This window comes from Flavobacterium aquicola (assembly GCF_003385115.1).
GTDB classification, from domain to species: Bacteria; Bacteroidota; Bacteroidia; order Flavobacteriales; family Flavobacteriaceae; genus Flavobacterium; species Flavobacterium aquicola.
Map to the genome: position 1 here is coordinate 1 of NZ_QUNI01000001.1, position 13089 is coordinate 13089.

Sequence of the window (13089 nt, forward strand, 5' to 3'; positions counted from 1 at the left end):
ATGCGAACCTTTTCTTAAATCTGTGCTCATAATCTAAAGGTAAAGATTTTTTCGCATTACTAAAGTACTGCAATAAATTGCAGGGTTTTAAACCCGAATCTGAGACCAATAAAACAACACCCAATTCAGGACAGCCAACGCCACTTAAATTTACCTGGCTGAAACCTGTTAAAAATGTATTTTCATTAACATATGGATTAGATAACCATCGACTGTCTTTTTCTAAGGGCAAGTTTTGGGGTCCGGCAACGTTAAACGGACTGATACTCGCCATTCCTCTTGGTGCAATCGGCCCCGGAAAAGTGGCTCCGTAATTAGATGTCCCTATAAACGGATTCACATAATCAGCTGGCTGTTGTGCAAAAATAGTTACGCTAAAAAACAGCATGCAAAATAAACATGCAGTTTGTATGGTCATCCTTTTATCTAAAAACATATTATTTTATCTATCTGTTAACAGCTTCAATTTTTAAAGTCCAGGCTTCTTTTGCTGGTAAATTTTGTCGCAAGCTTTCCGGAATTATAACTTTAAATCCTTCTGATTCTTTTGTCCATTTTAATGATGTTTTTGAACCCAACATGGTGATTTTTGTTCCTTTTTTAGGGCTGATGGATTTTACCACAACTTCTGCAGGAATCCTAGTTTCTCCCTCTTTAGCCAAATAAAACAAGAAAACATTTCCTTCTTTATTTTGAGTCATACAAATGTTGTTCTCTTTGTAAGGAGCAATTGGTTTTGTATTGTAAATTGCTGTGCTGTTTACTTTCATCCAGTCACCGTAGGCTGTCAATAAATCATAAGCGCCTTGCTGCCATTCACCTTCCGGGCTTGGCGCCACATTTAATAATAAATTCCCCCCTTTTGCTACAACATCAATCAGCATATGAATACCTTGTCTGCCAGTTAAATAAGTAGCATCCGGTGTATAAGACCACCCACCACCAGATGTAATACAGGATTCCCAAGGATAAGGTAATGTTTTTTCAGGAACTCTGTTTTCCGGAGTTAAGTAGTTTTGGTTTTTACCGTGAACAGCTCTGTCAACTACGATTAAACCTGGCTGCTTTTGGCGTGCTTCTACAACCAATTCATCCATTTTAGGATCCTGATCTACAACTCTGTGCTTAATGAAACCGTTTTTAGATTCGTTTTCTGCAAACTTTTCTTCGTAGTTTTCTTTGATGTTTTGCAGATCTCTTTTTTTTACCCATCCGCCATCTAACCACAAAATATCAACTTTACCGTAATCTGTCAATAATTCTAGAATTTGGTTGTGTGTAAAATCAACATATTTTTTCCATTTTTCAGGATATAATGTCGGATCATAATTTACGTTTCTGTCAAATGGAGGGAAATAAGGATCCCAGTAATTTTCGTTATGCCAGTCAGGTTTAGAAAAATAGGCACCAACTATTAAATTTTCATTTCGAAAAGCATTAAAAACTTCTTTAGCAATATTTGATTTGGGATTACTGCTGAAAGGACAATCTTTGTCAGTTACTTTATAATCTGAATATTTGGTATCAAACATATTAAAGCCATCATGATGTTTTGTGGTAAAAACCATGTATTTCATTCCGGCATATTTCGCCGCTTTTGCCCATTTCGAAGGGTCAAATTTCACAGGATTAAATGTTTTTTTTAAGCCTTCATACTCTTTCACATAATCATTATAATTAGCTGGATTACTTTCTTTTTTTCGTTCACACCAACCATAATCTTCAGGGCAAATTGACCAGGATTCTACAATTCCCCATTGACTGTAAGTTCCCCAATGCATTAACAAACCAAACTTTTTTCCCTGCCACTCTTCTAAATTTTTCAACACTAACGGATCCGTTTCCGGTACATAGCGCTCATCTTCATAAATGGCCTGCGAGAACAATTGTGCCGAAAATAATAAGGCTATGATTGCTATTCTTTTTTTCATTTTCCTTTTATTAATTTTTTAAATTACTATTTTTTAATTCCTTTTTTAAAATGGATCTCATAATTAAATATCCTGCTTCGTTAGGATATATGGTTAGTCAAAATTTGATAATTAAACCAATCTTGTTAATGCAATACTGTAACTTCTTAATTTTCTGATTTCCTTAATTGTTCTAGTATTGGCTCATTAGTAAAAGTGATATGAGTTTGCATTTTTTCATTTAGCTGATCATAAATTATAATGCTATTTTGACCAGATTTCAACCAACAGCCAGGCACATAAAGCGTTTGTTGTGGTCCCACTTTCCAATATCTTCCAAGATTATGTCCATTGACAAATACAATACCCTTTCCCCAATCTGTCATATTAAGAAATGTGTCGGCAGGTTTATCTATGGTAACTATGGATTCATATAAAACTGGCCGTCCAAGCTTGACCGTTTCATTTTTAACAACTGGAGCTTCACTCATAGGCATTTTATACATTTCCCATCCACCGCTAATTTCATAATCATTTATGAAAATTGGAGAAATAATTCCTTTGGTGTTATGTACTATTTCAGCTCCGTAATTAATACGCCCCATATTTTCGACTAGGATTTCTAGAATACCGTTAAAAGGAATAGAAACAGCCAATTCATATTTATTGAAAACTCTGTTTAATTCGCCAACATTTACTCCATTAACATAAACTACAGCAAAGTCTCTCAATCCCTCTATTTTTAAAGCGCCTGCGATGGGTTGAGTGAACCGTTTTCGATACAAAACATACCCATTTCCCTGACCCAATTTTTCAAATGTTAATGGCTGATCACTAACTATTGCTTTTTCTTTTTTAATCCAACTCAAAATATCCATACTGGCTTTTACAGCTTGATCAGGGTATTTAACAGATGGAATCTTTTCAGGAATAGGAGCTAATTTTGTTTTGGAAAACCGCTGCATCACTTCGCGAATGGCTATGAATTTTGGTGTTGCCCAACCTGCTTCATTAATGGGGGCATCATAATCATAACTCGTAAGATCTGGCTGAATATTACTTTCTGCATTATAATTCGCTCCAGAAGTAAATCCAAAATTAGTACCTCCGTGGGCCATATAATAATTAAAAGATACTCCTGCATCTATATACTTTTTTGTTTGGCTTGCAGTCTCATCGCTTCCTATTTTAACAAATGGTTCTGCCCAATGATCCAACCAACCCGAATAAAACTCTGCAACCATATAAGGTCCTTGAGCTTTGTTATACTTATTAACCTGTTTCTTTAAATTATCAAGATTTGTTTCACCATTTGCAGTTGGCAAAACACCTTCAACCGCACCATCTTCAAATAACCAACTCCCATCTGAAGTAAAAAATGGCCCCTGAAAACCAATTTCTTTAAGTAAATTATAAATAGTAGTTTTATAATCTTTATGATCACTGGCTTTAATATCTGTTCTTTGCGAAACATAAGACCCAAATTCGTTTTCAACTTGAACCATAATAATTGGTCCCCCCTCACTAGCAAAAAGTCCCTTAACCTCTGCATACAAATGTTCCAGATAAGTTTTACAAGCCTCCAAAAAGGCTTTGTTATTTGTACGAATCACTAAATCTGGATTGTTTTGCAGCCACCAAGGGTATCCGCCAAATTCCCACTCACCGCATGCATATGGCCCAGGCCTAAGAATTACAAACAATCCTTCACTTTTTGCAATACGAATAAACTCGGCCAAATCTTTATTTCCAGTTTTAAAATCCCAAACTCCTGGCTCTATTTCGTGATAATTCCAAAACACATAAGTAGCAACAGTATTCATGCCCATAGCTTTGAGCATTTGTAACCTATGCCTCCAATACTCCCTTGGAATACGTTCATAATGCATCTCTCCTGAGTGTATTTTTATAACTTTACCATCCTGACGAAATTCTCCATCAGAAATAGTAAATATCTTTGACTGCCCTAGAATACTAAAGGGCAATAAACAAAATACTAAAATTCCTAACCTAAATAAAATCTGCTTCATTTTTTCTTTTTTAAAATACTGCTGCATCATATTAAATTACATCGATGATATATATTAAAACCAATAATCGCTCCTACATGCTCTCCTTTACTTTCAGTAGTATTAGGAATTAATTTCCATCCATCCGCCCAAGTATAGTTTATCTCAAAATCTTTATCAAACTCGGCTACAAAATAATTATGAAAATTTTCTGGAACACCTCCGCTATTATTGCGACAATAACCTATTATTTTTCGCTCTCTCGGAATAATTTTGACCATAGATCCTTTAAAAAATGCATCCAGCATAATATATGATCTGTTAGATTCTGGGAAAGTAAATTTAAAATGAGCCGCTCTTTCTGTTGGAGAAAATTCCGCAGTTACATTATAATCAGCCAAATAAACTGAATAATAATACGGTTTAACCGTTTCTGCTTTATGCGAAAACCAAGATTCACGATCATCTTCTTGAAATTTCAAATTTCCAGTTACTGCCATCAACGAGAAAGCGGCATAATCATTAATCCAAGGACTTGGTTGGTGCGTTTGCTTGATGCCTCTAATTTTTTTATCATGGTATTTATAAGTCCAGCCATCTCCCATTTTGGCAGTCATTGGAGACCAAAAATTCATTGCCCAAGGAGTAGCAATTACAGGATAGGTGTTTCCATTTGACAAACTATAATCGGAGTCAGTTCCCATTAATGGATTAACATAATCGACTAAACTTTGTTTTTGCTGACCAATTACTTCTTGATTGATCGATAGGCATAATACAAAACCAATCACTCTAAGGAACCTTATTTTATTTGTTATTTTCAACTTTTGAATGTTTTTTAATTAAATTTCCAATAAATTAATTATTCTCTATAACCTGTCCTTTTTCTCTATATAAATCAACCGCTCCATTTAATTGAATAGCAATCACTGTAACTTCTTTATCTTGAACATCTTCAGGAAGATCAATATATAACAAGCCTGGAACATCACTCCAATATTGTTTACCAACCACATTATAATTTAATTTAGTACCGTTACCAACTACCCAAATTCGATTGACTGGATTTTTTAAACCTTTGATCAATAAAGAACCATTTGGTTTGTTATCTACATATAAATACAAAATCGTTTTATCCTTAGATAATGCAGTATATCCATTAAAATGGCCTTGAGGAATACCTGTCCTAGTTCCATAAATAGCTGTTTCATGCTTATTTGTCCATCTTCCTAACTCTTTTAAAACAGCAGCTTGTTCTTCAGGAATAGTGCCGTCGGGTTTAGGTGCTATATCCAAAAGCAAATTTCCTCCCATACTGATACAATCAACCAAAATTCGAATCAGTTGATTCGCACTTTTATAGTTCTTATCATTAGGCTGATAACCCCAAGAATTATTTATAGTCATACACAATTCCCAATAATCGTTATCTGGTTTGGTTATAGGCACTCCTTGCTCTGGAGTTGCATAATCTCCATAACCTTGCAATCTAGAATTGATAATGGCTGTAGGTGTTTTTTCTAATAACAACTTTCTTATTTCTTTAGCCTTCCATTTCTCTGCTGATTGTTCCCAATCTCCATCAAACCAATACAAATCGGGATTAAATTTGGTTAATTCACCTAATTGTCCAAAATTGAATTTGGTAAAATCTTCCCACTTTTTACTGTCGTTTTCATACTTTTTCTCCTTTCTGGTAAAATTGGGATAATTGGGATTTGACCAATCTAATAATGAATAATACAAACCCACTTTTAAATTTTCTTTTCGAGCAGCATTGACAAAAGGTGTAATTAAATCTCTTTTTGCTTTCGTTTTCTTAACTACATTAAGATCACTAAATTTTGTATCCCAAAGTGCCACTCCATCATGATGCTTTGTGGTAATTACAGTATATTTTGCTCCACTTTCCTTGATTAATTTTGCCCAATATTCAGGATCATAATTTTTAGCAGTGAATCCATCTAATTGTTTCATATAATCTGGATAGGAAATATAACCATTATAAAACGACCAAGATTCATCTATGCCATTTACAGCATAGATTCCCCAATGAATAAAAATTCCCAATTTGGCATCCTTAAACCATTCCAATCGCTGTTCTTTTGGAAGTTCATCAGCTTGACCAATAATTTGATTTTGGGTGAATAAAAACAAAACCACTATAATTTTTATGTACTTCATGTTTTAATCAATTAAAATTTCATCAAAAAACATAAAAGAACTATCTCCCCTAGGACTTTTTCTTAAATTAGTGGCAATCACTTTTACATATCTAGCAGTGATGGCATTAAAATTAATTGTAAAGTCTTTTAATTCGGATTTAGAATTGACTGCAAACGGTCGAGTTACTTTTCCAGCTTCACTATATACCACACCATCTGTAGAAACAAAAACTTTTACTTCGGTAGGAAAATAAATCCCCGACCCTTGGTTTTCTAATGAACCCAAAACTACTTGATGAATGTTTTGTGTTTTATCTAAATCAATTACCGTTTCCATATCATCAACCAGCCAAGCTTGCCACTGCCCATCATGGAAATTTTTGCTGCCTCTTACTACATTTACCAAACTTAAAAATCCATCTCCTTCATAATTCTTATTGAAAGGCTTTTTAAAATTCAACTTACTACCCACGGCTTTATGAAATTGAATTGTATCTGTAAAAACTTTACCAACTGGTTTATCATTTTGAAATAAAGAAGCTTTTAAGATTGTTGTTTCTTTAAACGGAATTGGATTTTCATATTTTACAGCATTATGATCGATATTTTTATTACCCAAAACATAACGAATATCAGGATTTGCAAATTCATTTTTCAGTACCACATTGATTTGCTTTTTTTCTAAATCTGCCGTTGAAGAAGCTGTTACCAAATAAGCACTTTTTGCATAATTGATTTCTAAATAATCATAACGGCTTAATAAGGTTTTCAATCTCATTGTAAAATCATTCCAGTTACGGTTTTCTTTCGAACTCCACAAAACTTCGGACATAGCTGCTAATCTTGGAAAAATCAAATATTCCGAATCTTTCGGATCTGAGAGGTATTCAGCCCATAAATTGGCTTGACCACCTAATACATGCGCAGCTTCCTGCGGTGTCATCTCAGGCACAACAGGATCAAATTCGTAAACTTTATTTAAAGGATTATAAGCGTCAAAAGCCAACGGTTCTTCGTTTTGTGGTCCTTGATAAAAATTAAAATAACAGGGTGACTCCGGAGTCATAATAACATCATGACCTTGATCTACTGCTTCAATACCGCCTTTTGCACCTCTCCAGCTCATTACTGCAGCTTCTGGAGCCAAACCACCTTCTATAATTTCATCCCATCCAATTATTTTTTTACCTTTAGAATTGATGTATTTCTCCATTCTTTTGACAAAATAGCTCTGCAGTTCATTGACATCTTTCAGGTGTTCGTCTTTTATTCTTTTTTGACAATTCGGACATTTTTCCCAATTGGTTTTGGTAGCTTCATCTCCGCCTATATGAATGTATTTTGACGGAAAAATTGTTATCACCTCGTCTATTACATGCTGTAAAAACTCAAAAGTTGATTCTTTTCCCGCACAATAAATATCGGTAATTGGCCAGAGTCCGCCTGACGGAACACCAATTCTCTGATTAAAACAAGCCAATTCAGGATAAGAAGCAATGGCTGAACTAACGTGTGCAGGCATTTCGATTTCTGGAATGATTTCGATATTTTTTGCGGCTGCGTATTTTACAATTTCTTTTAATTCTTCCTGCGTTAAAAAACCTCCGTACGTTCCTTTTTCATCAGGATTTGTGGTCAATCTTGCATTCCATGACACATTTTCCTGATTAACTCTCCAAGCACCAATTTCAGTTAATTTTGGATACTTTTTAATTTCAATTCTCCAGCCTTGATCATCAACTAAATGCAAATGCAAAACGTTCATTTTGTGGATGGCCAAACGATCAATTGTAGCCAGAATGTAATTTTTATCAAAGAAATGCCTCGACAAATCCAGCATTAATCCTCTCCATTGAAAACGAGGTTCATCACTAATCGTTATATTCGGGATCTGCCATTTTTCAGTTCTAATGACATATTTGCTTTCTATAGCTGCTGGTAACAATTGTCTGATAGTTTCTAATCCGTAAATAAAACCTGCATTTCCGTTAGCTGAAATCGTAATCGTATTATTGAGTACTTCAACTTTATATGCTTCTTTATGAAGATCAGGATTTACTTTAAACTGAATAAAATTACTTTTCGGTGCTTTTACGCCCAAAACAGGACGCCAGCCAGCGGCAATTTCAAACTTACTGATTAAGGCATTTGAAATCTCTTTTTGAAAATCTGTATTGGCAACAAAAACGGTATTTTTAGAAAATTCAAAAGTTCCCAGCTGAATAAGTAATTGATTTGGTTTCGGAATAATCTGAATATCCTTTTCTTTATATATTTTTTGACTGTAACCAGAACTTAAAACAGTTAGGAGGATTACAACAAGTAATGATTTTAATACCCTCATAATAAATTATTTTATAGATGGTGCAATTTTAAATTGATATTGATAGGTTTTATCTCTTTGCAAATATTTTTCCATATACCAAGCCTCTCAGCTGTCGATACCTCCAACTTCCATTTGTTTAGAGCCATTTTTTTATTCACATTGGGTTTTCTTTTTATACACAAAAAACTACCTTTCTATGTGCATAAAAATTATGCTCAATCCAAAGTTCAGTCATGGCTATTTTTCCCAAGCCATTTTAAATTTTGCATCTTCCATTCTATGTCCTTTTTCGTCATCAGAAACGGCATAGTTAAAACCTGATCTTAGGCTGTAGCCTGAATATTCGCCATTTTTATTTAAGGCAATAAAACCAACTTGAAGATACTCCATGTCTTTGTGGTTTTTATGCTTATTATAAATGCGTTCTGTAATTTCTTTACAGGCATCGTAAGGAGATTTTCCCTGACGCATCAATTCAACAACCATAGCACTTCCTGCAGTTCGTATAACCGCCTCGCCTAAACCTGTTGCAGCAGCGGCTCCGACTTCATTATCCAGAAAAAGCCCCGCGCCGATTATTGGGGAGTCACCGACACGGCCGTGCATCTTCCAGGCAGCGCCACTTGTGGTACAGCCTCCTGCAAGATTTCCATCCTGATCTAACATCAGCATACTTATTGTATCGTGATTTTCAATATTAATCACTGGCTTGTATTTTGAATCTGCCAGCCATTTTTTCCAGTCTTTTTCAGATTCGGGTGTCAATAAATTCTCTTCCTTAAATCCTTCAGACAAAGCAAACTGCAATGCACCCTGGCCGGCTAGCATGACATGCGGCGTATTTTGCAGTACTCTTTTTGCTACTGAAATTGGATGCATAATACCTTGCAGAAAACAAACCGAACCGCAATTACTGTTGTGATCCATAATACAGGCATCCAAAGTCACTTTTCCCTCGCGATCCGGATATCCCCCATAACCGACACTGCGGACATTGGGATCTGCTTCGGGAATTTTCATACCGGCTTCGATAGCATCTAAGGCTGGTTTTCCAGCTTTTAACTGTTTCCAGCTTTCTTCATTGGCAGGAAGACCATGATTCCAGGTCGAAATGATAATAGGCTTTTTTTGTTTTTTTCCTAAGTCTTCTATTGCAAAAACTTTTTCCTCTTCCGAATTATTAGCAAATCCGCTAAATCCTACAACAGAACTTACTGCTAATGTGCCAAGAGTTGCTTTTTTTATAAAATTTCTCCTGTTTGACATGATATTTTGGTTTTAAATGTAAATCATCGGAATTATTTTAAACTTGCTTTTGTTTCTTTAATGGTCTTTAAATTACTGTCAGACAATGCATTTCCGTCGAAAAATGAAACACCAACTGCCCCGTTTTCTTTTGCTAACAAAATAGCTTCTTTTAATTCTTCATCGTTTTTTAATCCCGGGATATAAATTCCCGTGTTGATTTTCGTTTTTTTATGTTCTAAATCGGCAGCACCTTGTTTTGTAGCGTAACCTACCCAGTCAATTTCTTCATCATAAAAGCTATGATAAATCATTGGATAAACTTCGTCAATATTCCATTTGTCCCAACGCTGGCGTACCATGTGGTCTGCCATTTCTGGATAAGGGAATACGGCAGCAGTCAATTGTTTATTATGCTTGTGAGCAATTTTATATGCATCATCAACAACGGCTTTTATAGCATTTAGTCTGAAGTTTTTCCACTCCATGTCTATCGAAGTGTTATGACTTTCTTTTGGATTTTTATGATGGATTTTTTCGAATGCTTTTATACATTCGTCACAATAACAAAAATCGAATTGAGGTAATTCTGCATCCTGAACTAAGTTGTATTTTGGCAATAAACTGATTGGTAAAAAGATGTCCGGAAAACGAATATAATCCATATGAACACTTTCGATTCCTTCAACTTTTGCTAATTCTTCAACTAAATGTAAAACATGCTCTCTAGACTCTTTTCTGGTTGGACACAGCCATTGATAATAATCAACATAAGGGCGGTTATCAAAGCATGATTTCCCTTCTTTACTTACCTGATACCAGTCTGGATGCTGTAATGCAACAGAATCTCCGGGTCTGTTCATTGCCATAATCCAGGCATGCACTTTCAGTCCTTCTTTTGTTGCAAGAGGCACTATTCTTTTTAAGAGTTTTGGGTCTGCTCCTGTATTGATTAATACTTCATCGATTCCTCCTTCTTTGTATTTTTTAAATTCTTTTGTATAATCTGCGTCAGATTTTTTAGCATCTGCAGATGTCCAGACTCCAAATTTAAATCCTCTTTTTGCTGTTGTATTTTTAACTTTTTCAGCAGTATTATTTTGATAATCTGTGGCATTGAAGGATATAAAAAAATATCCTAATAGCAATAGTGTGATATATTTCATATTTAATTCGTTTCTTTAGTTTTACCTGCTCTTTCATACAGCTTGTTTAATAACTCCTGATTATTGTCTAAACTGTATTCCCAAAACATAGCGCCGCCTAATTTTTTTTGTTTAATAAATACTGCTTTTAAAGCAATTTCTTTTGGAGTTTCATAAGAAATAAAAATATTGTCCTGAGCATTCCATAAATAAGATGCTTTTGCCGAATCATCATATAATTCCTGAAATTTTCCTGATTTTAATGCCACAGCAATTTCCCAGGATGCTACAATAGCACTTCCTGTTAAGGCTGACTGGTATAAACCGTTATTTATTGGTGTTACTTTTTCCCACTTTCTTCCATAAAAGGGGATTCCTAAAATAAGTTTGTTAGCAGGAACACCTTCTTTTAAGAATTTATCGACTGACTCACTAATACTGTTTCCTCCAAATTTTTCTTCTTTTGAAGGATATAAATTAGCGTGATGTCCGGTTTGATAAAACCAGCCATTGTAAAAATCGTAACACATTAAATTTATAAAATCAAGATATTGATGTGCTTTTTTCAAATCAGTATGATTGATATATTCCTGATCTGTTGCTGCTGCAATAGTGAGTAAATAATGCTGATTATTTATTTTAGTTTCAATTTCTAATTGTTTACGCAATTCGCCTAACAGCAGCGTAAAATTCTCTTTATCTGAAGGCCTGAAAACATTGTCCTCTGCACGCTGCCCTGGAAATTCCCAGTCAATATCAATCCCGTCAAAACCATAAGTTTTCATTAGTTTAACAGCACTTTTAGCAAACTTTTCTCTAGATTGGGCATAAGCAGCTATATTTGAAAATTGATCTGACCACACCCAGCCACCAATAGAATACAATATTTTTAAACTAAGATTTTGCTTTTTCAGCGCCATTACACTTTCTATTTTCGCTTTATCTATAGCCAGCTCAAACTGAACATTACCATCAACAATATTAGCAAAGGCATAATTAAGATGAGTCAGCTTGCCTGCATCAATTTTTGACGGATCAAAATTCTCATAGCCGGCAACATATCCAATTATTTTAAAATCCTCTTTGGATTGATTTTGTTTTTTTTCTAATGAAGAACAACCAAAAAAAACGCTGATAATCAGGATAGAAAAAACTGACTTAATTGCCATATTATGTTGTTTAAAATGAATCATTGCTGATAAATTGTCTAATTGCTTTTTTACTTTAAAAACTGACCATCTTCTTTTATAGTAAAAATTTGATTTGAGAAAGGGCTTTTTACTGAAATATTGTATCCTGAAGAATGATTTTCAAAAATAGGTTTTAAAATTTTATTCTCTACGGTGATGGTTTCTTTTGTTAAATTGACCAGCGATTTTGCCCAGACTTTATTCTTTTGAAAATACTCTTTCTGAGCTCTGTATAAATTGTAAAGTTCCCATTTTACTTTTTCGTCCTGCGGAATTGTAAAGCTGTCTTTCCCTTCTTTTGAAGAAAAATAAACATACCCCCATTTTTCGGGTTCATGCATATTGATTACGCCCATTGGCGACCAGACCCAATTGTATTCGAGCAAAAACTTTCCATCAGTATCTTTTTTACGTTCGTAACTGTTGTTTGTTACCGTATGCTGCCAGTTTACCCTTGAGAAATTGACACGCCAGAATTTATCTGCGGGAACATTTTTGTCAAAGTAAGACGTTTTATAAGATGCCCAGGGAATCGCCATTTCTAAAACCCAACCTTCATCAAGATCGTTTGGATTATTAAGCGTTCCGTTGATTTTTACCGCTGATTTCAGGCCTGGAATATTCCAGTCATTTAATACAACATTATCATTTTCTCTATATGGTTTTGAAAGAAACAGATCCCAGGCTGTATTTAAAGCATTAATCTCTAATTCATAATAATTAAAAGTGTCGCCATCGGGATCTATAAAAACTTCAAAATCGTTGTTGTAAAAAATAATGGTATCACGTTGTTTTAAATTTGCCCAAACATGCGGTTCATCAATTTTAGCCAATATATAAAAATTGGTTTCATCCCAGAGCATTTTAACTTTTGTTGCGTATTTTGGTTTTTCATTATTGGATATATCTTCAAAAAGATCTGTCCAATCTGCTTTATTCCAGGAAACATCAGATTCATCTCCGTCAATTACAATCGGATTTGAAGTTTTAGCGGCCACATAGGTTTTAGGTATAATTGTATTTTTCGATTGTGAATATCCTCCAATCGAAAGAAAACCTAAAACAACTGTTAACCATTTAAATTTTAAACGCATACTTT

8 protein-coding genes and 2 pseudogenes are annotated in these 13089 nt (G+C 34.5%); all 10 read right to left on the minus strand.

Annotation, left to right across the window (positions count from 1 at the left end; genetic code table 11):
* Window positions 1–418: pseudogene (locus C8P67_RS00005) on the minus strand (hypothetical protein); the annotation flags it as partial.
* 28 nt (window positions 419–446) lie between these two features.
* A complete protein-coding gene (locus tag C8P67_RS00010) occupies window positions 447–1931 on the minus strand; it encodes an alpha-L-fucosidase (RefSeq protein WP_115809099.1) in 1485 nt (494 codons plus the stop codon).
* Window positions 1932–2077: 146 nt separating this feature from the next.
* Window positions 2078–3940, minus strand: coding sequence for a glycoside hydrolase family 35 protein (locus C8P67_RS00015; protein WP_115810051.1), 1863 nt, complete (start codon window positions 3938–3940; stop codon window positions 2078–2080).
* 56 nt (window positions 3941–3996) lie between these two features.
* Window positions 3997–4683, minus strand: a pseudogene (locus C8P67_RS00020) (GH92 family glycosyl hydrolase); the annotation flags it as partial.
* A gap of 94 nt (window positions 4684–4777) precedes the next feature.
* Window positions 4778–6103 carry an alpha-L-fucosidase gene (locus tag C8P67_RS00025; protein ID WP_115809101.1) on the minus strand — a complete coding sequence of 442 codons (1326 nt, stop codon included), beginning with the start codon at window positions 6101–6103 and terminating at the stop codon, window positions 4778–4780.
* Window positions 6104–6106: 3 nt separating this feature from the next.
* A complete protein-coding gene (locus C8P67_RS00030; RefSeq protein WP_115809103.1) occupies window positions 6107–8428 on the minus strand; it encodes a glycoside hydrolase family 20 protein in 2322 nt (773 codons plus the stop codon).
* Between the two features lie 219 nt (window positions 8429–8647).
* Entirely contained in the window at window positions 8648–9676 is a 1029-nt protein-coding gene (locus C8P67_RS00035; protein ID WP_115809105.1) for an isoaspartyl peptidase/L-asparaginase family protein, read from the minus strand.
* A gap of 32 nt (window positions 9677–9708) precedes the next feature.
* Window positions 9709–10821: a putative glycoside hydrolase gene (locus C8P67_RS00040; protein ID WP_115809107.1), complete on the minus strand. Its 1113-nt coding sequence runs from the start codon at window positions 10819–10821 to the stop codon at window positions 9709–9711.
* Window positions 10822–10823: 2 nt separating this feature from the next.
* Window positions 10824–11969 (minus strand): glycoside hydrolase family 18 protein, encoded by a 1146-nt coding sequence (locus C8P67_RS00045; RefSeq protein ID WP_245980345.1) that lies wholly within the window; start codon window positions 11967–11969, stop codon window positions 10824–10826.
* Window positions 11970–12019: 50 nt separating this feature from the next.
* Window positions 12020–13084 (minus strand): carbohydrate-binding family 9-like protein, encoded by a 1065-nt coding sequence (locus C8P67_RS00050; RefSeq protein ID WP_115809112.1) that lies wholly within the window; start codon window positions 13082–13084, stop codon window positions 12020–12022.
* Window positions 13085–13089 lie beyond the last annotated feature (5 nt).